The organism is Pseudomonas sp. PS01300, assembly GCF_029960155.1.
Classification (GTDB): Bacteria; Pseudomonadota; Gammaproteobacteria; order Pseudomonadales; family Pseudomonadaceae; genus Aquipseudomonas; species Aquipseudomonas palmensis.
In genome coordinates this window covers 63,058-83,354 of record NZ_JASCPN010000012.1, presented here as the reverse complement: position 1 = coordinate 83,354, position 20,297 = coordinate 63,058, and the positions used below count along the sequence as shown (strand labels likewise).

Annotated in this window: 22 protein-coding genes; 17 read left to right on the top strand and 5 right to left on the bottom strand. The window is 65.3% G+C overall.

Translation table 11 applies throughout. From position 1 onward, the window contains the following. The first annotated feature begins 18 nt into the window (after window positions 1-18). Window positions 19-681: a GMP/IMP nucleotidase gene (yrfG, locus tag QMX96_RS09325; protein ID WP_058541678.1), complete on the top strand. Its 663-nt coding sequence runs from the start codon at window positions 19-21 to the stop codon at window positions 679-681. An 83-nt stretch (window positions 682-764) separates the two neighbouring features. Here yrfG and lysM read toward each other — a convergent pair whose 3' ends face one another. After that, a complete protein-coding gene (gene lysM / locus QMX96_RS09320; protein ID WP_058541679.1) occupies window positions 765-1,205 on the bottom strand; it encodes a peptidoglycan-binding protein LysM in 441 nt (146 codons plus the stop codon). Window positions 1,206-1,289: 84 nt separating this feature from the next. On the opposite strand from lysM, the gene QMX96_RS09315 reads away from it, so the two are divergent. From QMX96_RS09315 to QMX96_RS09255, 13 genes are all read left to right on the top strand, one after another. After that, window positions 1,290-2,177, top strand: a complete 888-nt coding sequence (locus QMX96_RS09315) for a LysR family transcriptional regulator (protein ID WP_054915921.1) — start codon at window positions 1,290-1,292, stop codon at window positions 2,175-2,177. Between the two features lie 94 nt (window positions 2,178-2,271). Next, window positions 2,272-3,108, top strand: coding sequence for a formate dehydrogenase accessory sulfurtransferase FdhD (gene fdhD / locus QMX96_RS09310; RefSeq protein ID WP_054915920.1), 837 nt, complete (start codon window positions 2,272-2,274; stop codon window positions 3,106-3,108). Continuing rightward, window positions 3,105-5,441, top strand: a complete 2,337-nt coding sequence (locus tag QMX96_RS09305) for an FdhF/YdeP family oxidoreductase (protein ID WP_282361656.1) — start codon at window positions 3,105-3,107, stop codon at window positions 5,439-5,441. The genes fdhD and QMX96_RS09305 overlap by 4 nt, the downstream gene beginning before the upstream one ends. Window positions 5,442-5,736: 295 nt before the next feature. Next, window positions 5,737-6,216: a glycine zipper domain-containing protein gene (locus QMX96_RS09300; protein WP_043861639.1), complete on the top strand. Its 480-nt coding sequence runs from the start codon at window positions 5,737-5,739 to the stop codon at window positions 6,214-6,216. Between the two features lie 331 nt (window positions 6,217-6,547). Then, window positions 6,548-7,618, top strand: a complete 1,071-nt coding sequence (locus QMX96_RS09295; protein ID WP_255000363.1) for a methyl-accepting chemotaxis protein — start codon at window positions 6,548-6,550, stop codon at window positions 7,616-7,618. Between the two features lie 17 nt (window positions 7,619-7,635). Next, window positions 7,636-8,001, top strand: coding sequence for a response regulator (locus tag QMX96_RS09290; protein ID WP_043861637.1), 366 nt, complete (start codon window positions 7,636-7,638; stop codon window positions 7,999-8,001). A 5-nt stretch (window positions 8,002-8,006) separates the two neighbouring features. Further along, the gene (locus QMX96_RS09285) at window positions 8,007-8,333 is read left to right on the top strand and encodes an STAS domain-containing protein (RefSeq protein WP_043861636.1); all 327 of its coding nucleotides are present in this window, start codon (window positions 8,007-8,009) and stop codon (window positions 8,331-8,333) included. A gap of 2 nt (window positions 8,334-8,335) precedes the next feature. After that, complete coding sequence (locus QMX96_RS09280) at window positions 8,336-10,354, top strand: chemotaxis protein CheA (RefSeq protein WP_282361655.1); 2,019 nt, start codon at window positions 8,336-8,338, stop codon at window positions 10,352-10,354. Window positions 10,355-10,356: 2 nt separating this feature from the next. After that, the gene (locus QMX96_RS09275) at window positions 10,357-11,979 is read left to right on the top strand and encodes a methyl-accepting chemotaxis protein (RefSeq protein WP_043861634.1); all 1,623 of its coding nucleotides are present in this window, start codon (window positions 10,357-10,359) and stop codon (window positions 11,977-11,979) included. 13 nt (window positions 11,980-11,992) lie between these two features. Further along, window positions 11,993-12,505, top strand: a complete 513-nt coding sequence (locus tag QMX96_RS09270; protein ID WP_253086524.1) for a chemotaxis protein CheW — start codon at window positions 11,993-11,995, stop codon at window positions 12,503-12,505. Continuing rightward, a complete protein-coding gene (locus QMX96_RS09265; RefSeq protein WP_043861632.1) occupies window positions 12,506-13,318 on the top strand; it encodes a protein-glutamate O-methyltransferase CheR in 813 nt (270 codons plus the stop codon). It abuts the gene before it with no gap. After that, the gene (locus QMX96_RS09260) at window positions 13,315-14,382 is read left to right on the top strand and encodes a chemotaxis response regulator protein-glutamate methylesterase (RefSeq protein WP_054915916.1); all 1,068 of its coding nucleotides are present in this window, start codon (window positions 13,315-13,317) and stop codon (window positions 14,380-14,382) included. The genes QMX96_RS09265 and QMX96_RS09260 overlap by 4 nt, the downstream gene beginning before the upstream one ends. A 39-nt stretch (window positions 14,383-14,421) precedes the next feature. Then, window positions 14,422-15,078 (top strand): response regulator transcription factor, encoded by a 657-nt coding sequence (locus QMX96_RS09255; protein WP_043861630.1) that lies wholly within the window; start codon window positions 14,422-14,424, stop codon window positions 15,076-15,078. Between the two features lie 12 nt (window positions 15,079-15,090). Here the strand turns inward: QMX96_RS09255 and QMX96_RS09250 are convergent, their stop codons facing one another. Further along, window positions 15,091-15,519: a thioesterase family protein gene (locus QMX96_RS09250; protein ID WP_043861629.1), complete on the bottom strand. Its 429-nt coding sequence runs from the start codon at window positions 15,517-15,519 to the stop codon at window positions 15,091-15,093. A 179-nt stretch (window positions 15,520-15,698) separates the two neighbouring features. Between QMX96_RS09250 and QMX96_RS09245 the strand changes: the two genes are divergently transcribed. Continuing rightward, a complete protein-coding gene (locus QMX96_RS09245; RefSeq protein WP_043861628.1) occupies window positions 15,699-16,013 on the top strand; it encodes a hypothetical protein in 315 nt (104 codons plus the stop codon). Further along, window positions 16,013-16,300, top strand: a complete 288-nt coding sequence (locus tag QMX96_RS09240; RefSeq protein WP_043861671.1) for a helix-turn-helix domain-containing protein — start codon at window positions 16,013-16,015, stop codon at window positions 16,298-16,300. Before QMX96_RS09245 ends, QMX96_RS09240 begins: the two co-directional genes overlap by 1 nt. 63 nt (window positions 16,301-16,363) lie before the next feature. Here QMX96_RS09240 and QMX96_RS09235 read toward each other — a convergent pair whose 3' ends face one another. Beyond that, window positions 16,364-17,905, bottom strand: a complete 1,542-nt coding sequence (locus QMX96_RS09235; protein WP_043861627.1) for a phosphoenolpyruvate carboxykinase — start codon at window positions 17,903-17,905, stop codon at window positions 16,364-16,366. A gap of 179 nt (window positions 17,906-18,084) precedes the next feature. Then, window positions 18,085-18,987, bottom strand: a complete 903-nt coding sequence (gene hslO, locus QMX96_RS09230) for an Hsp33 family molecular chaperone HslO (protein WP_043861626.1) — start codon at window positions 18,985-18,987, stop codon at window positions 18,085-18,087. A gap of 105 nt (window positions 18,988-19,092) precedes the next feature. Here hslO and QMX96_RS09225 point away from each other — a divergent pair, with 105 nt between their 5' ends. Next, window positions 19,093-19,896, top strand: a complete 804-nt coding sequence (locus tag QMX96_RS09225) for a phosphatase PAP2 family protein (protein ID WP_043861625.1) — start codon at window positions 19,093-19,095, stop codon at window positions 19,894-19,896. Here the strand turns inward: QMX96_RS09225 and QMX96_RS09220 are convergent. Next, on the bottom strand, window positions 19,893-20,294 hold the full coding sequence (locus QMX96_RS09220) for a S4 domain-containing protein (RefSeq protein ID WP_043861624.1): 402 nt from the start codon (window positions 20,292-20,294) through the stop codon (window positions 19,893-19,895). The two genes, QMX96_RS09225 and QMX96_RS09220, sit on opposite strands and share 4 nt — an antisense overlap. Window positions 20,295-20,297 lie beyond the last annotated feature (3 nt).

Sequence of the window (20,297 nt, the reverse complement as noted above, 5' to 3'; positions counted from 1 at the left end):
CGAACGAGAATATTTCACATGCCCTCCCTGGCCTGGCACGACATCGATACCGTATTGCTGGATATGGACGGCACCCTGCTGGACCTGCACTACGACAACCACTTCTGGTTGGAGCACCTGCCCCAGCGCTACGCCGAGCTACATGGCATCAGCCGTGCGATGGCCGAGCTGGAAATGCAGCCACTGTTCGAACGCCACGCCGGCTCGCTGAACTGGTACTGCCTGGATTTCTGGAGTGCCGAGCTGAAGCTGCCGGTGCGCGAGCTGAAACTGGAAACGGCCGACCTGATCGCGCTGCGTCCGGACGCCGACACCTTTCTGCAGGCGATCCGCCAGGCCGGCAAGCGGGTGATCCTGATCACCAATGCCCATCGCGATTCGTTGTCGTTGAAGCTGGAGCGGGTGGCGCTGGCGCCCTATTTCGAGCGGCTGATCAGCTCCCATGACTATGGCTTCCCCAAGGAAGACCAGCAGTTCTGGAGCGCATTGCACGCGGATACCGGGTTCGACCCGGCACGCAGCCTGTTCATCGACGACACCCTGGCGATACTGCGCAGCGCGCGCGACTTTGGCGTGGCGCACCTGCTGGCAGTGCGCCAGCCGGACAGCCGCAAGGGGCCGCGGGATACGGCGGAGTTTGCGGCGCAGGAAGATTATCGGGACTTGTTGCTGGGGCTGTAGGCCGCTTCGCCGGCTCCTACACAAGGCACCTTACCTGTAGGAGCCGGCGTTGCCGGCGAAGACCGCACCACCAAGCTGGAGCCTTACTCCGGAATACGCAGCGTCTGCCCCGGGTAGATCTTGTCGGGATGGCTCAGCAACGGCTTGTTGGCCTCGAAGATCTTGTTGTACTGGTTGGCATTGCCATACACCGCCAACGAAATCGCACTCAGCGTGTCGCCCTTCTTCACCACCACGAAACGCGCCGCCGCCACGACCGGGCCGGTCACGGTGAGCTGGTCGTCCACCGACGCCACGCCGGCAATGTTGCCCAGCGCCAGCAGGATCTTCTCCTTCTCTTCCTGGCTGCCTACCTCGCCCTTGACCGTGACCTTGTCGCCGTCGACGGTGGTCTGGATGTTCGGGTTGCCCAGGCCGACCTTCTGCACGTGCTCCTTCAACTGGTCGTCAGCCTTGGCGTTGCCGGGGGTGAGCAGGTCGATCAGTTTTTCACCCGCTTCTTTCACGAAACTAAAAATGCTCATCCTGTGCTCCTTAGGTATCAATGACCGGAGCAGGCAGTCTAGGACAAGATAGAATGCTTCGCCTGCCAATGCCCCGGAACGACGATGGATATCAAACAACTCAAATTCCTCATCGCCCTGGATGAAACCCGCCACTTCGGCCAGGCCGCCGCGCGCTGCCACGTGACCCAGCCCACGCTGTCGATGCGCCTGCGCAACCTGGAGCGCGAACTGGGCCTGCCGCTGGTCAACCGCGGCCAGCGTTTCGAGGGCTTCACCGCCCAGGGCGAGCGCGTGCTGGCCTGGGCGCGCTCGGTACTCTCGGCCTACGACGGCCTGTACGCCGAGGCCGCCGCCTGTCGAGGGCACCTGGCCGGCACGCTGCGCCTGGGGGTGGTGCCGCTGTCGAGCTTCGACCCGCTGCCGCTGCTGCAGCGCCTGCACCGCCAGCACCCCGAGCTGCGTTTCGAGCTGAGCGCGTTGAGCTCCGAACAGATTCTCGACCAGCTGGCGAGCAACCGCCTGGACCTGGGCGTGTCGTACCTGGAGCGTCTCGACAGCGAGCGCTTCGAGGCCCTGCCCCTGGGCGACACACGCATGGGCCTGCTGTTCGACCCACGTCACTTCGCATTCGCCGAACAGCCGTTGAGCTGGGAGGCCGTGGCCGAGCTGCCGCTGGGCCTGCTGACCGCCGGCATGCACTTTCGCCAGTCCATCGACCACGCCTTCCATACCCGCGGCCTGGCCCCGCAGTTGCTGTTGCAGACCGACGCCGTTCATCAGCTGGTGCAAGCGGTGGAGGGTGGCCTGTGCTGCGCGGTAATGCCGCTGAACGCCGGGCTCGAAGCACTCACCGGGCACCTGCGCCTGCAACCGATAGACCAGGCCACCACGCTGGCGCCCCTGGGGCTGATCATGCGCCGCAGCGCGCCGCGCTCGGCCCTGGCCGAGGCCTGCATCGCCGAGTACCGCCTGTCGCTCGACCCGGCGTGATCGACGCGCTCTATCAATGCATCGGCAGTAGCGATTAGACGATACCCGAGTGCAGGCCTAGGCTTAAGGCTGACCTGCCTGCCGGTACCTGCCGATGACCATCAAACCCCCGGCCTGCGGGGCGTCCACGCCCCTGGCCGCGCCCGCTGCCAGCAACCGCTACGACTACCGCCAGCTTGACGACAACAGCCAGGGTGGCGCCGACCTCGCCGAAGAGGTGGCCCTGGCGATCGCCTACAACGGCATCAGCCAGGCGGTGATGCTGGTGAGCCCTACCGATCTGCACGACTTCATCGTCGGTTTCAGCATCGGCAGCGGCATCATCGCCTCCCCCGACGACATCTATGACGTGAGCTTCACGGCCAGCGGCTCGGCCATCCATGCCGAGGTGCAGATAGCCAGCCGCGCCTTCTGGAACCTCAAGAACCAGCGCCGCCAACTGGCCGGCACCAGCGGCTGCGGCCTGTGTGGCGTCGAGGCGGTGGAGCAGGCGCTGCCCGATCTGCAGGTGCTGCCCGGCGCGCCCCTGCCGCCGCCGCACTGGCTGGACGGCCTGCGCCAGCGCATCAGCGCCTTCCAGCCACTGGGCCAGCACTGCGGCGCGGTGCACGCGGCACTGTTCATGAACGATCAGGGCGAACTGCTGCTGGGCCGCGAAGACATCGGCCGGCACAACGCCCTGGACAAGCTGATCGGCGCCCTGGTGCGTCAGCACATCGCCCTCGACGGCGGCCTGGCGGTAGTCACCAGCCGCTGCAGCCTGGAGCTGATCCAGAAGGTGCTGCGCGCCGGCATCCAGACCCTGGTGAGCCTGTCTGCGCCCACCGGCCTGGCGCTGCAATGGGCGCGCCGCCACCAGCTCAACCTTATCCACCTGCCGCACCACAGTGCGCCAAGGGTCTACAGCCCGGCGCAGGAGAGTCGCCCGTGAGCCTGCATCATCAAGCCGACCAGAAGCCGGTCCCCCGCTACAAGCCCTACCACGGCGCCGCCGGCGGCTGGGGCGCGCTGCGCAGTGTGGCGCAGGCCTGGATCGGCAGCGACAACGCGCTGAAGAACATCCGCGCCCTGCTCAAGACCAACCAGAACGGCGGCTTCGACTGCCCGGGCTGCGCCTGGGGCGACTCGCCGGAAAGCGGCATGGTCAAGTTCTGCGAGAATGGCGCCAAGGCGGTGAACTGGGAGGCCACCAAGCGCCGGGTCGATGCGGCCTTCTTCGCCCGCCACAGCGTCACCTCGCTGCTGGGCCAGAGCGACTACTGGCTGGAGTACCAGGGCCGGCTCACCGAGCCGATGGTGTACAACCCCTCCAACGACCGTTACCAGCCGATCAGCTGGGACAACGCCTTCGCCCTGATCGCGCGCCACCTCAACGGCCTGACCAGCCCCGACCAGGCGGAGTTCTATACCTCGGGCCGGGCCAGCAACGAGGCGGCCTACCTCTACCAGCTGTTCGTGCGCGCCTACGGCACCAACAACTTCCCGGACTGCTCGAACATGTGCCACGAGGCCAGCGGCGTGGCCCTGGGCCAGAGCGTCGGGGTCGGCAAGGGTACGGTGACCTTCGACGATTTCGAGCACGCCGACGCGATCTTCGTGTGGGGCCAGAACCCTGGCACCAACCACCCGCGCATGCTTGAACCGCTGCGCGAGGCGGTCAAGCGCGGTGCCCAGGTGGTGTGCGTGAACCCGCTCAAGGAGCGCGGCCTGGAGCGCTTCCAGCACCCGCAGCACCCGCTGGAGATGCTCACCAACGGTGATCGTCCGACCAACACCGCCTATTTTCGCCCCGCCCTGGGCGGCGACATGGCGCTGCTGCGCGGCATGGCCAAGTTCCTCCTGCAGTGGGAGCGCGAGGCGCAGGCAACAGGTGCGCCAGCGGTGTTCGACCATGCCTTCATCGCCGAACACACCGCGGCCGTGGAGGCCTATCTTGAAGTGGTCGAGGCCAGCAGCTGGGAGCAGATCGTGCAGCAGTCGAGCCTGGGCCTGGCCGATATCGAGCAGGCCGCACGCATGTATGCGCGGGCCGAAAAAGTCATCATGTGCTGGGCCATGGGCATCACCCAGCACCGTCACTCGGTGCCGACCATCCAGGAAATCGCCAACCTGATGCTGCTGCGCGGCAACCTTGGGGTGCCAGGGGCCGGGCTATGCCCCGTACGCGGCCACAGCAACGTGCAGGGCGACCGTACCATGGGCATCAACGAACGCCCGCCGGTGGCGCTGCTGGATGCACTGGAGCGCCGCTTCGGCTTTGCCGTGCCGCGCCACAACGGCCACAACACGGTGGAGGCGATTCGCGCCATGCTCGATGGCAAGGCGCGTGTGTTCATCGGGCTGGGCGGCAACTTCGCCCAGGCCACCCCCGACACCGAACGCACTGCACAGGCGCTGCGCAACTGCGAGCTGACGGTGCAGATCAGCACCAAGCTCAACCGCAGCCACCTGATCCACGGGCAGCAGGCGCTGATTCTGCCGTGCCTGGGACGCACCGATATCGACCTGCAGGGCGAAGGCCCGCAGGCAGTGACGGTGGAGGACTCGTTCAGCATGGTGCATGCCTCCAACGGCCAGCTCAAACCGCTGTCGCGCCAGATGCGCTCGGAGCCGGCGGTGATCGCCGGAATCGCTGCCGCCACCCTGGGCAGCAAACCGGTGGACTGGCACTGGCTGGTGGCCGACTATGGGCGCATTCGCGAACTGATCGCCGACACCATTCCAGGGTTCGAGGGGTTCAACCAGCGCCTGCAGCACCCCGGTGGCTTCTACCTGGGCAACAGCGCCGGCCAGCGCCAGTGGAAGACGTCCAGCGGGCGGGCCAACTTCAAGGCCAATGCGTTGCCCGACGACCTGCTGCACGAGAGCGTGCGCGCCAGCGGCCAGGTGCCGGACCTGATCATGCAGTCGATGCGTTCCCACGATCAGTACAACACCACCATCTACGGGTTGGATGACCGTTACCGTGGGGTCAAGGGGCAGCGCGACGTGCTGTTCGCCAACGAGGCGGATATCATCCGGCTGGGTTTCAACCCCGGTGACAAGGCCGATATCGTGTCGTTGTGGGGCGATGGCCGCGAGCGCCGGGTCAAGGGCTTCACCTTGCTGGCATTCGACATTCCGGCGGGGCAGGCGGCAGCCTACTACCCCGAGGTGAACCCGCTGGTGCCACTGGAAAGCGTGGGCGATGGCAGCCATACGCCGACGTCGAAGTTCGTGGCGATCAGGATCGAGGCGGCCAGCGCCACGGCCAGGATCATCTAGGCCCCTTCGCCGGCAACGCCGGCTCCCACAGGGTCTTGCGGCGCATGCAGAACGCTGTGGGAGCTGGCTTGCCAGCAGTTCGTTCAGCGCATAACTGCAGGCAAGAAAAAGGCCCTGGCATCACTGCCAGGGCCTTCGTCCCAAGTAAGCTCAGACCCGCAAAAACGCATTAAGTTTCACTGTAAAAACAGTAACTTATAAAATTGTATACACGTCGTGCCAATCGTCGGATTTGCGTTGCCAGCGCGTGTTGCAGAGCCTCAGGATCGCCTCGTCATCCCTTTGAGGCTCCCTTATGAAGTACTCCTCGATTCTGCTGTTGTCTCTCGGCCTGCTCAGTGGCGTTGCCTCGGCAGGTGGCTCCACCGAAGCCGGTATCGGCGGCGCATTGGGCGGGGTATTGGGTTCGGTGGTTGGCCAGTCGATCGGTGGCAGCACCGGTTCGGCCATCGGCGCCGGCCTGGGCGGTGCAGCCGGTAGCGCGGTAGGTGCCGACAAGCGCAGCCGCGGCGAGGCGGCCATCGGTGGCGCACTGGGTGCGGCCGGCGGCAACGTGGTGGGCCGCAGCGTGGGCGGCAACACCGGCAGCCTGATCGGCGCCGCAGCCGGCGGCGGTGCGGGCGGTGCACTGGGCAACTACATGGGCAACAAGAGCGACGACGAAGACCGCCGCTACAACAACCGCGGCCGCGGCTACGACGACCGCCGCCACTACCGCGATCGCGGCCACCACTACGGCCATCGCAAGCACGACAAACGCTGGCGTCACCGCTGAATTCCATCGACGCTGCCGGCCCCGCGCCGGCAGCGCCGCAGTTGTACCCGCAAACGTAGCAATCAAGCCATGTGCCATCACGCCATTGGCTTAAGCCATTCACCTAAGCCTTTCCCCGCCCCGGCCCCTGCGCGAAAACCTTCGAGCCTGTTGTTCGGCCAGCTTTCCAGCCTTTTATATTGACTGTCCGATCAACATCGGCAGGGGCCTGTTTGCGTCGGCTGTTTTGTGACTGACGGGTCGGCTTAAGGGGCGTCCCGATTTTGACGTCAAATAGCAATCGCTATGATCCGTCCCACCTTAAGCGACGCAGTGGGCGCACGGAATGCGGATGTACCTGGGAATATGGATCGGCACGGCCCTCGGCGCCTGCGGCCTGCTGCTCGACCTGCTGCCCCTGGGCCTGGCCGGGCTGTCGCTGGTACTGCTTGCCAGCACCTTGCTGCGCCCGCGCCCCGTGGCACAGGTGGCTGCGGTCAGCGACGCGCCCATCGTGCTCGAACAGCCGCCACTGCACACACTGCTGCCGGTGGTGGCGCCCAGCTGGATCGACAGCCTCCAACAGAGCCGAACCCTGCTGGGCGACAACATCAGCCAGTTGCTCGAACGCTTCGGCGCCATCAACCAGCGCCTGGAACACAGCCTCAACGACGCCGACAACGTGCTGGCCAATGGCGGCGTGGGCGAGAACCTGCGCGAGGCCAACCAGCGTCTGCGCCGGGTCACCGAAAGCTTCGCCGCCAGCAGCCAGCGCCAGCATGAATTTCTGACCACCATCAATCATCTGGGCAGCTACGCCGGCCAGCTCCAGCAGATGGCCAAGCGCGTGCAGGAAGTTGCCAGCCAGACCAACCTGCTGGCGCTCAATGCCGCCATCGAGGCTGCCCGCGCCGGCGAGTTCGGCCGCGGCTTCTCGGTGGTCGCCGACGAGGTGCGCAAGCTCTCCAGCCTGTCGGCCGAGACCGGCCAGTCGATGGACGCCAAGGTGGGCGAGATCAACCAGTCGATCCAGTCCAGCATCGATGCCGCCACCGCGCTGGGCAGCGAAGAGCAGGCCAACCTGCGCGAGCTGGAGCAGGTGCTCGACGAGGTGATCAGCGACCTGGGCGGCAACCTCGACGCCCTCGACGGCGCCTCGCGGGCGCTGCAACAGGATGCCCGCGCCACCCAGGCAGATATCCACGCGATCATGGTCAGCCTGCAGTTCCAGGATCGCGCCGACCAGATGCTCGACCACCTGCAGGCCGACCTGCTGCAACTGCTCGATGCCCTTGCCCACGACGACCCGCGCCTGCACGACCCGCAAGGCTGGCTGCAGCAATTGCGCCAGCGCTTCACCACCAGCGAGGAACGGGCTGGCCACAGCCAGTCGGCATCCAGCAGCGACGTGACCTTTTTCTAACTCCGGAAGCCCTGAACATGGCCAAGACCATCCTGATCGTGGACGACTCCGCCTCGATGCGCCAACTCGTGAAAATCAGCCTGGCCAGCGCCGGCCACCAGGTCATCGAAGCCTGTGACGGGCGCGACGCGCTGAACAAGCTCACCGGGCAGAAGATCAACCTGGTGATCAGCGACGTGAACATGCCCAACCTGGACGGCATCGGCCTGGTCAAGGCGCTCAAGGCGCGCAACGAATACCGCTTCACCCCGATCATGATGCTCACCACCGAAAGCGAGCAGGCCAAGAAGGCCGAGGGCCAGGCCGCCGGAGCGCGGGCCTGGATCGTCAAGCCGTTCCAGCCCCAGCAGTTGCTGGCGGCTGTCGAAAAGCTGATTGGCTGACGCGCATGTTCACACTCGCCGCAGCCACCGCCGACACCCCCGCACGGCTACGCCTGGACGGCGACCTGACCATCTATGAGGTGCGCGCCGCACGCGAGCAGCTGCTGGCCCTGTTGCCCGCTCAACCAGTGCCCTGGCAACTGGACCTGGGCGGCCTGGACGAGCTCGACAGTGCCGGCGTGCAACTGCTGCTGAGCCTGCACAAGACCCTCTGCGCAAATGGCCACGACGCCGAGGTGATCGCCCTGCCGGGCAACGCCCGGGCGTTGCTGGAGCTGCTGCGCCTGCCCGCATTGTGCCCGGCCGGTAGTCCCGTGCCGTGCGAGGAGTGAGCATGTTCGACGCCGAGCAATGGAGCCAGCTGCTGCAGGGCTTTCTCGAAGAGGCCCGCGACCTGCTCAAGGAAGCCGAAGACAGCCTGCTGCGCCTGGAAACCCGCCCCGATGACGACGCGGCGATCAACGCGCTGTTTCGCGCCGTGCACACGCTCAAGGGCTCGGCGGGAATCTTCTCCCTCGACCCACTGGTGGCGCTGGCGCACCAGCTGGAAAACCTGCTGATGGGGGTACGCGACGGTGCGCGGGTGCTGGACGCCCCGCTCACCTCGTTGATGCTGCAGTGCATGGACGAACTGGGGGTGATGCTCGACAGCATCGACCCGCAGCAGGTCAGCATGCCAGCGCACACGCCACGCCAGGCCGCCCTGCTGGCGGCATTGCAGGCGCATCAGGGCGAGCTGCCCGCGTCTGTGGACAACCCGCTGGCAGCCCCGCACGGTGCGCCCCGCTTGCGTACCTGGCACCTGTCGATCCGCTTTGCCAGCGAGCTGCTGAGCAACGGCTTCGACCCGGCGGCGTTCATCCGCTACCTGGCGCGGCTGGGCGACATCCTCAGCCTGCAGACCCTCACCTGGGCCGTGCCGGAGCTCGACAGCCTCGACCCGGAGGCCTGCTACCTGGGCTTCGAAGTGAGCCTGCACAGCGACGCCAGCCGCGAGCAGCTCGAAGACGTGTTCGCCCTGGTGCAGGACTTCTGCACCCTGCGCCTGCAGGCCCAGGAGCCGACCGATACCGCCTTGCCGGCCGAACCCCGCGCACCGGCGCAAACGTTGGCGCCTGCAACCGCCACACCCTTGCCATCGATGCCCGCCGGCGAGCCGCGCACTGCCTCCAGCAGCCAGGTCAAGGTGGCTGCGCAAAAGCTCGACGAGCTGATCAACCTGGTCGGCGAGCTGGTCATCGCCACCGCCGGCGCCCAGATGCAGGCCCTGCGCAGTGCCCACGCCGCCTGCATCGAAAGCGTGCAGGCGGTGCAGCAGCATGTGGAGCAGATCCGCGAGCGGGCGCTGAAACTGCGCATGGTCGAAGTGGGCGAGACCTTCAACCGCTTCCACCGCGTGGTGCGCGATGTGAGTCAAGCGCTGGACAAGCAGATTGCGCTGACCATCAGCGGCGGCGACACCGAGCTGGACAAGACCCTGATCGACCGCATCGCCGACCCGCTGGTGCACCTGGTGCGCAACGCCATCGACCACGGCATCGAGGCCCCTGCCGAGCGCCGCGCCGCCGGCAAGCCCGAGCAGGGTCAGCTGCGCCTGAACGCCTACCACGACTCGGGCATGATCGTGCTCGAGATCCAGGATGACGGGCGCGGCCTGAACACCACGAAGATCCGCGAGAAGGCCATCGCCCGCGGCATGCTCGACAGCGATTCACCGATGAGCGAACAGGACATCCACCTGCTGATCTTCGAAGCGGGTTTTTCCACCGCCGAGCAGGTGTCCAACCTGTCCGGACGCGGGGTGGGCATGGACGTGGTGCGCAGCGCCATCGACCAGTTGCGCGGGGTCATCGAGATCGACTCCAGGGCCGGCCATGGCTGCACCTTCCGCATCCGCCTGCCGCTGACCCTGGCGATCATCGACGGGTTTCTGGTGAGCGTGGGCGAGGAGCACTTCGTGATCCCGCTGGACATGGTCACCGAATGCATGGAGGCGCCCGCCAACCAGGCCGAGCAGGGCCACCTGAACCTGCGCGGGCGGCCGCTGCCGTGCATCGACCTGCAACCGCATTTCGGCCTGCCGCGCAGCGCCTGCGTGCGCCGCAACATCGTGGTGGTCAGCCAGGGCCGGCAGCATGCCGGGCTGATCGTCGACCAGTTGCACGGCGAACTGCAGACCGTGATCAAGCCCTTGGGGCAACTGTTCCAACACCTCAGTGGCATCAGCGGCTCGACCATCCTCGGCTCTGGCCAGGTGGCGCTGATACTCGATATCCCCAGCCTGTTCCGCCAGTCGCAGCAACGCGCCGAAGGCGAGACGCCGCACCTGTTGCCAAGCCCTTCCGGAGAATAGACATGCAGTTGATCAGCAATATGAAGATAGGCGTGCGCCTGACCCTGGGCTTTCTGCTGGTGGTGGCGCTGACCGCGCTCATCGGCGTCATCGGCCTGCGCAACCTGGAGCAGGTCAACGGCCTGTCGGACCGCATGTACGAGCTGGACGTGGCCGGCCTGAGCACCTTGCAGCAAGCCAACATCCAGCTGCTGATGGCCAACCGCGCCGTGCGCCAGAGCCTGCTCTCCACCACCGCCCAGGAGCGCGACCAGTCGGCCGCCACCGCCCGTGCGGCGATGGAAAAGACCCGCGAACTGCTGATCAAGGCGCGCGAGCACTTCATCACCAAGGAAGGCCGCGCCCAGGTGGAAAGAATCGACGCGCCGCTGCAGGCCTACATCAGCGTGGCCAACCAGTTGCTGGGGGTGCACCAGCAGTCGGGCGACCTGCAGATTGCTTCCGAAGCGCTGGCGTTGATGCCGCAGAACGTCGCGGCGGCCAACGTGGTCGACCAGTTGCTGGGTGAGGCCAGCGCTGCCAAGCAGGCGCGCGCCGGCGAGGCGAACGCCGAGATCAGCGTCATCTACGAACGCTCGCGGGTGCAGATGATCGCCCTGGTCGCCGCCGCAACCCTGATCGGCATGCTGATCGGCGTGCTGGTCACCCGCAGCATCACCCGGCCGCTGGCAGGCGCAGTGCAGGCCGCCGACCGCATGGCCGCCGGCGATCTGAGCCAGGACCTGGTAGTGACCCACAAGGACGAGACCGGGCAGTTGCTGGGCTCGATGCAGAACATGACCCTGCGCCTGCGCAGCATCTTGGGCGATGTGCGCAGCGCCGCCGATGCGCTGTCGTCGGCCTCCGAACAGGTCAGTTCGACCTCGCAATCGCTGAGCCAGGCGGCCAACGAGCAAGCCGCCAGCGTCGAGCAGACCAGCGCTTCGGTCGAGCAGATGTCGGCCTCGATCGCGCAGAACACCGAAAGCGCCAAGGTCACCGACGGCATCGCCGGCAAGGCGGCCAACGACGCGGTGCAGGGCGGCGGCGCAGTGGGCGACACGGTGCTGGCGATGAAGCAGATCGCCGAGAAGATCGGCATCATCGACGACATTGCCTACCAGACCAACCTGCTGGCGCTCAACGCCGCCATCGAGGCCGCCCGTGCCGGCGATCACGGCAAGGGCTTTGCCGTGGTGGCCGCCGAGGTGCGCAAGCTGGCCGAACGCAGCCAGGTGGCGGCGCAGGAAATCGGCCAGGTGGCCTCCAGCAGCGTGCAACTGGCCGAACAGGCCGGCAGCCTGCTCAGCGAGATCGTGCCCAACATCCAGAAGACCTCGGACCTGGTGCAGGAAATCACCGCCGCCTCGCAGGAGCAGAGCAGCGCCGCCGGGCAGATCAACATCGCCATGGGCCAGATGAACCAGATCACCCAGCAGAACGCCTCGGCTTCCGAAGAGCTGGCCGCCACCGCCGAAGAGATGAACGCCCAGGCCGGCCAGCTGCAGGAACTGATCGGCTTCTTCCGCTTCGAGGCCGGCAGCACTGCGCGTGCCCTGCCCCGGGTGGGCGAACCGCAAGTCGGCGCCTACAAGCCCACCCACAAGGCGCTGATCGATGAAGGCCAGTTCGTCAGCTTCACTTGACCGAGGCGTACCCATGCACACCCTAGAGTCTGCGGCGCCCGCGTCGCACCTGCCCACCAGTGTCCAGCACCTGACCTTTCGCGTGCGTGAGGCCGGCTATGCACTGCCCATCGAACTGGTGCGCGAGATCATCGAGTACGCCGAGATCACCCGCGTGCCGATGATGCCCGCCTACATTCACGGCGTGCTCAACCTGCGCGGCAACGTGGTGCCGGTACTGGACCTGGCAGCGCGCTTCGGCATGGAACTGACCGAGGCCGGCAAGCGCACCTGCATCGTGATCATCGCCCTGCCCCTCGAGGACGGCGTGCAGCGCATCGGCCTGGTGGTGGATGCGGTGGACGCGGTACTCGACATCGACCCGCACGGGGTGGTGCCGGCGCCGCCGTTCGGCACCGGCATCCGTGCCGACTTCATTGCCGGCATGGCCCAGCAGGAACAGGGCTTTTTGATCATCCTGAACATGCCCCAGGTGCTGTCGCTGGAAGATATCCGCTACCTCAGCCAGGCGGCGAAGGGCTCCTGAATGCCCTCGACCTTCAAACTGCCGGTGCTGGGCGAACAGGAGTTCAGCCGCCTGCAGACGCTGATGAGCAGCGCCTCGGGCATCCACCTGGCCAGCAACAAGCGCTCGCTGGTGGCCGGGCGCCTGATGAAACGCCTGCGTCACTACCACCTGGACAACTACCGCGACTACCTGCACCTGATCGAGCGCCCGACCCACAGCCGCGAGCGGCGCCTGGTGATCGACCTGCTGACCACCAACGAGACCTACTTCTTTCGCGAGTTCCCGCACTTCGAATTCCTTGGCCAGTGGCTGGGCCGGCGCAAGGGGCCGCTGCGGCTGTGGAGCGCGGCCTGCTCGTCGGGCGAGGAGCCCTACAGCCTGGCCATGACCGTGGCCGAGCACGCCACCGGCAGCGACTGGTCGATCCTGGCCAGCGACCTCAGCCAGAGCATGCTGACGCTGGCCGAGCAAGGCATCTACGACATCGCCCAGGCGCGCTACTTTCCCGATGGCTGGATGCAGCGCCACTGCCTGTGCGGGGTTGGCGACATGCACGGGCGCCTGCGCGTGCAGGCGCACCTGCGAGCGCGGGTGAGCCTGCGCGAGATCAACCTGGTGCAGCCGCTGCCCGAAGGCCTGGGGCCGTTCGACGTGATATTCCTGCGCAACATCCTGATCTACTTCGACACCCCGCAGAAACAGCTGATCGTGCAGCGCCTGGTCAACCAGCTGCGCCCCGGCGGGCTGTTGTTCATCGGGCACGCCGAAAGCATCCACGGCTTCGAGCTGCCGCTCAGGCTGGTGCACCCCTCGGTGTTCGAGCGCGTATGACCGAGCGTGCGGCGGCGCCGGTGCGGGTGTTCATCGTCGACGACTCGGCGCTGGTGCGCCAGGTGCTCAACCAGTGCCTGAACGACCACCCGCGCATCCGCGTGATCGGCATGGCCGCCGACCCGCTGTATGCCATCGAGAAGATGCGCCGGGACTGGCCCGATGTGCTGGTGCTGGACATCGAGATGCCGCGCATGGACGGCCTGACCTTTCTGCGCCAGATCATGGCCGAGCGCCCCACGCCGACCATCATCTGCTCGACCCTCACCGAAGCCGGCACCGACCTCAATCTCCAGGCCCTGGCCGCCGGGGCGGTCGGCGTGTTCACCAAGGCCCGGCTGGGCTTGCGTCAGAGCCTGGAGAACCTCGCCAGCGGGCTGATCCGCAGCATCGAGGAAGCGGCCCGCACCCGCCCGGTATTGTTACCTCTGTCGCAGGCGAAAGAAAAAACCAGTGCACTGCCTGCAACCCCAAGCAAAACCACCGAGCGAATCGTTACACTTGGCTGCTCGACCGGCGGCACCCAGGCGCTCGAATTCATCCTGCGTCAGCTGCCGCGCGATTGCCCGGGCATCGTGATCGTGCAGCACATGCCGGCCAGGTTCACTGCCGACTTCGCCAGGCGCCTGAACAGCCTCTGTCAGATCGAGGTGCGCGAGGCCAGGCATCTGGACCGTGTCCACAGCGGCCTGGCACTGCTGGCCCCGGGGGGCCTGCACATGCAGCTCAAACGCAGTGGTGCGCACTACCTGGTGGAGGTGCTCGACGGTCCCGCCGTCAATCGGCACAAACCCTCGGTCGATGTCCTGTTTCGCTCCGCCGCCCGGCATGCCGGGGGCAATGCCCTTGGCATCATCATGACCGGAATGGGCGATGACGGTGCCCGAGGCCTGCTGAGCATGCGTGAGCAAGGCGCCGCCACCGTGGCACAGGACGAGGCCAGTTGCATCGTGTTCGGCATGCCCAAGGAAGCCATACGGCTGGGTGCGGCCCAGGCGGTGGAACCGCTGACACGGTTGCCGGCGCTGATCGCCCAGTTCAGCGACAACCCACGTGCCAGCTGAGCCATACACCGCCCCTTACCTTGCGACACAGGCCTACCTATGCTTTGCCGAATACTCCTTGCAGACGAGTCGCCCCTGTTCAGAGCGGGGCTGCGCGCGCTGCTCGAACAAAAACAAGATTACGCAGTGGTGGGTGAAACCGGTGACGGCGTGAGCGCCGTCGAGCTCGCCGAACAGCTCAAGCCGGACATCATCATGCTGGACATGGCGCTGGATGCGCTGGAGAGCGAAGAGATCCTGCGCGAGCTGTGCCTGCGCGTGCCGGCAAGCATGGTGCTGATGCTGTCGGCGCGCTCGGAGCTGGAGTTCGTGATGAAGTGCCTGCAGCAGGGTGCCCACGGCTTTCTACTCAAGACTGCCACCGTGCTGGAACTGGAGCTGGCGTTGCAGGCGTTGAAGAACGGCGGCCAGTACCTGTCGTCGGCGGTGTTGCCGCTGGTGATCGGGCAGGCGGTCAAGCACAGCCGCAAGCGCCATGCCGGCAGCAGCACCATGCAACTGACCACCCGCCAGCTGGAGATCCTGCGCCTGATTGCACGAGGCGAGTCGACCCGCTCGATTGCCGATGGCCTGGGCCTGAGCGTGAAGACGGTGGAGGCGCACCGCTCGCAGATCATGCACCGCCTGCAGATACACGACATACCGGGCCTGGTGCTGTTCGCGGTGCGCGAAGGCATCATCCGCATCAACGACTGACCGCGCCGGGTTTCAGCCTTGCAGGGCTACCAGGGCGCCTTGCAGGGCCGTCGGCAAGCTGGCGGGCTGGCCGGTGGCACGCTCGACGAACACCTGCACCATGCGCCCGGCGGCGCAGGGCTGAGCTTCACCGACCTTGAACAGGGCCAGTTGGTACTCCACCGAACTGCCGGCCACCCGCACCGCGCGCAGGCCGACTTCCAGGCATTCGGGGAAGGCGGCCGAGGCAAAGAAGTCGCACCCCGAACTGACCACGAACCCCACCACCTCGCCGTCCTGCGGGTCGAGCCCGGCATGCTCGATCAGGTAGGCCTGCACGGCGCTGTCGAAGAAGGCGTAGACCGTGGCGCTGGCGATGTGGCCGTTGACGTCGTTGTCCTGCCAGCGGGTCGGCAGGGGGTGGACGTGGGGGTAGTGGTGGCGTTCGGGTGTGGCAGACATGAATGACCTGTATGCAGTGAAGGGGGCGGGAAGCATCCCACAACGAATTCAGAAGCACGGTGACAGTAAACCGTAGCAGGGCTGAATAGCATGGGCGCCTACTCGAAACATCCATGCGGTTGCGCCGCTACTGCGCAAGGCATAGACTCTAACTACGCCAATGGCGTACAAAGGTTGGCATGCTCTTCATCGAAACAAGCGTATTTACCAGCGACGTTTCAAGCCATCTCGATGATCACGAGTACCTGTCGCTTCAGGTGTATCTTGCCGAGCACCCTGAAGCAGGTGACCTGATCGAAGATACCGGCGGGCTGCGAAAAATTCGATGGGCAGCAAAAGGCAAAGGAAAAAGCGGCGGGGTTCGAGTGATCTATTACTACGCCGTGTCAGCCAGCCAGATCCGTTTGCTGCTTATCTACCGCAAAGGCATCCACGACACATTGACTAAAAAACAGAAAGCCGTACTTCGAAGCCTCAACCAAGGGTGGAAATGATGGACAGGAATCTTTTCGGTCGTCTCGTTGACAGCATGACCGAGATGGCTGAAATCGATCGTGGGGAGCGCAAACCTTCACGCGAGTTCCAGGTAGACGCCATGCGGGTCAGGGCCATACGCGAGGCAACCGGGCTTACCCAGGAAAAATTTGCGCAGTGTATCGATGTACCGCTGGGTACGTTGCGCAATTGGGAGCAAGGACGCCGTGCTCCAGAAGGGCCAGCACGGGCACTGCTGCGTGCGATTCACAATGACCCGGAACATGTTCTGGCCGCATTGGCCTGAATCACAGCCCAAACGAAAAAGCCGCCCATTCGGGCGGCTTTTTCTCAGCTGGCGAGCAGCAACTTACAGTTGCGGACCCGCTGCCTTGATGGCGTCGGAAACGTCGAACTTCTTGAAGTTCTCGATGAACAGCGAAGCCAGGCCCTTGGCCGCTTCGTCGTAGGCAGCGCTGTCAGCCCAGGTGTTGCGCGGGTTGAGCAGTACGGTTTCAACACCCGGTACCAGTTTCGGCACGTCCAGGTTGATGATGTCCAGGTGCTCGGTTTCAGCACCGACCAGTGCGCCGCTCTGGATGGCCGCGATCACCGCACGGGTGGTCGGGATGTTGAAGCGCTTGCCCACGCCGTAGCCACCACCGGTCCAGCCGGTGTTGACCAGGTACACCTTGGAACCGAAACCACGGATACGCTTGATCAGCAGTTCAGCGTATTCGCCAGCCGGACGCGGGAAGAACGGCGCGCCGAAGCAGGTGGAGAAGGTCGACTTGATGCCGCTGCCCGAACCCATTTCGGTGGAGCCCACCAGCGCGGTGTAACCGGACAGGAAGTGGTAGGCCGCCTGCTCTTCGCTGAGGATCGATACCGGTGGCAGTACGCCGGTCAGGTCGCAGGTCAGGAAGATCACTGCGTTGGGCTCGCCACCCAGGTTCTTCTCGGAACGCTTGGCAACGTGCTCGAGCGGGTAGGCCGCACGGCTGTTCTGGGTCAGGCTGACATCGGAGTAGTCAGCGTGCTTGGCGTCGTCGATGACGACGTTTTCCAGCACGGCACCATGCTTGATGGCTTTCCAGATGACCGGCTCGTTCTTCTCCGACAGGTCGATGCACTTGGCATAGCAACCGCCTTCGATGTTGAACACCACGCCCTCGCCCCAGCCGTGCTCGTCGTCACCGATCAGGTAACGGCTTTCGTCAGCCGACAGGGTGGTCTTGCCGGTGCCCGACAGGCCGAAGAACAGGGTCACGTCGCCTGCTTCGCCGATGTTGGCGGCGCAGTGCATCGGCAGCACGTCGGCAGCCGGCAGCAGGAAGTTCTGCACCGAGAACATGGCTTTCTTCATCTCGCCGGCGTAACGCATGCCAGCGATCAGTACCTTCTTCTGGGCGAAGTTGAGGATCACGCAACCGTCGGAGTTGGTGCCGTCACGCTCGGGCACGCATTCGAAGTTGGCGACATTGAGCACTTGCCACTCATCACGACCGGCCGGGTTGTACTGCGCCGGGTTGATGAACAGGCAACGGCCGAACAGGTTCTGCCAGGCAGTCTGGGTGGTCATGCGTACCGGCAGGTAGTGCTCGGCAGCCGCACCTACGTGCACGTGGGAAACGAAATGATCCTGGGCGTTGTTGAACGCCTCGACGCGGTCCCACAGGGCATCGAACTTGTCGGCCGGGAACTTGCGGTTGATCGGGCCCCAGGCGATGGCAGACGAGGTGGACGGCTCGTCGACGATGAAACGGTCGACCGGCGAACGACCGGTACGGTGACCAGTTTTCACGACCAGCGCGCCCGTATCGGCCAGCTCGCCTTCACCGCGGTTCAGCGCTTCTTTTACCAGTTCATCGACGCTCAGGTCGGTGTACACGGTGTTGTTGGCTTGCGTCATGAGATTCCCCATCCGGCCTGCGGCCGAGTGCTCCGAACGTTTTGTAGTAGAGCTTTTAAAACTACTACAGCGAAAAAAGTGGCGGGATTATGCCAGAAACGCCCAAAAAAAGTAGGGCCCTCCTGTCAGAACGGCGTGTTTCCGGCGTTCGACAGGAGATTTACCTGAGCTTAAACGTTTTAGTGACGAGTATCTGACGGTGCGTCAACACCCCCGCCGGCGAACAATTGTGCGATTTCGGTTTCATCGAACAGGTAGCGCTGGTTGCAGAACTGGCAGTCGATTTCGATCGCCCCGCCATGCTCGGCCGCCAGGGCCAGGGCATCGTCCTGGCCGAGGCTGACCAGCGCGTTGCCCGAGCGCTCACGCGAGCAGCTGCAGCGGAACTGCAGCGGCTGGATATCGAACAGGCGCACGGCATCCTCGTGGTACAGACGGTGCAGCACGGTCTCGTTGTCCAGGCCCAGTTGCTCTTCGGCCTTCAACGTGTTGGCCAGGGCGGTGACGTGCTTCCAGCTGTCTTCGCGGTCGTCCTCGTCCTTCTGGCGGTCGGCCGGCAACTGCTGCAGCAGCAGGCCGCGGGCGCGCTGGCCATCGGCGTTGAGCCAGAAGCGCGTGCCCACCTGCTGGGACATCACGAAGTAGTTGGTGAAGCACTCCGAGAGGTTCTCGCCATCCAGGTCGACAATGCCCTGGTAGCGCTGGCCCTGCGCCGGGTCAATGGTCAGCGCCAGCTGGCCATCGGGCATCAGGTCGCCCAGGGTGGCATCGGGGGCGATCTGCTCGGCGTGGTAGCGCGCCAGGCCACGGATGTCGCGCTCGCTGGAGCACTCGATCATCAGCAGCGGGATCGGCCCTTCGGAGCGTGCCTGCAGGATCAGCAGGCCGTCGAACTTGAGCGCGCCCACCAGCAGCGCCGCCGCGGCCATCAGCTCACCGAGCAGCTGCGCCACCGGCTGCGGGTAGGGGTGCTTGGCCAGGACTTCGGCGTAGCTGCGCTCGAGCGAAACCAGTTCGCCGCGTACGTCGCGCTCGTCGAAGATGAAGCGTTGGGTGAAGTCGGTATCTGGCAAATCGGACATGGTTTCTGGCTTTCTGAAAGATGACAAAATAATTTCAAGGGCCTATAAAGCCCCGTTTAGAGCACCAGAATGGTGCGAACGATAGCGCTGTAAAAGAGGTAGTTTATGGACAATCCACCCCTGTTCCAAGCCAGGTGGGCTTGGGGCCCCCTGTGTCTGGCTACGTTGATTCCCGTTGCACTACTGTGTTTCTGGTTATGGCCCGTTGGCCAGGCCCTTTGCATGGCGCTCGACGAATGGCTGTTCCACGCCCTCAATCGCCCACTGGCCGACAACACCCTGTGGCGCAGCATCTGGACCCTGGGCAGCCTGCGCCCGTTCGACATCGTGGTCGGGCTCATCATGCTGATGCTGCTGATTCGCGGCGACTGGGTATTCAAGGCCGTCGAGGTGCGCCGGGCTTTTTTCGGCTTCCTGGTGACCCTGCTGGTGCTGGTGGTGATCCGCGCCCTGTTCTCCAAGCTGGTACGCCTGATGGGCTGGCAGCACCATAGCCCGTCGATGGTGTTCAGTGACGCCATCATGCTCAGCGACTACTACCCGGCGCTCGAAGCGCGCTGGGAGCTCAAGGACCGTTCCAGCCAGAGCTTCCCCGGCGACCACGCCTCGGTGCTGCTGCTGTGGGCACTGTTCATGAGCCTGTTCAGCCGCCGCCTGATGCAGCATGTGCTGATCTGGGCACTGGCGGTGCTGTTCATGCTGCCACGCCTGGTGGCGGGTGCCCACTGGGGCCAGGACGACTATATCGGCGGCCTGGGCATGGCCATCCTGGCGCTGGGCTGGAGTTACTATACGCCGTTTGCTGCCCGGACCAGCGCCGGCCTGGTGCGTGTCACCGCGCCCTTGTTCGGTTGGCTGGCACGGCTGCCGCTGCTCGGCCGCCTGAGCGTGATCGGCGCGCGGGGCTAACCGGCGCTGTCGTGCAACTGATGTAGCTGGCGGCGCTGCTTCTTGGTGGGCCGCCCGTCGGTGCTTACCCCAAGGGCGCCGGCCTTGCGCAGCGCCGCGGCCTGCTCGCGGCGTGCCAGGCTCTGTGCGGTCTCCTCGTACAGCGCCTGTGCCTCGGGTGCGCCGCGGCGCACCACCGACAGCGCCGTGACCACCACGGTACGCTCGTCGAAACCGGTACGCAGCACGAACTCGTCACCCACCCGCGGCTCCTTGCCCGGCTTGCAACGCTCGCCCCGACAATGCACCTTGCCGCTCTCGATCGCCGCCTTGGCCAGGGCGCGGGTCTTGTAGAAGCGCGCCGCCCACAACCATTTGTCCAGGCGAACCTTGTCGTCCTCTTCCGGCTTTTGTGCCATGGC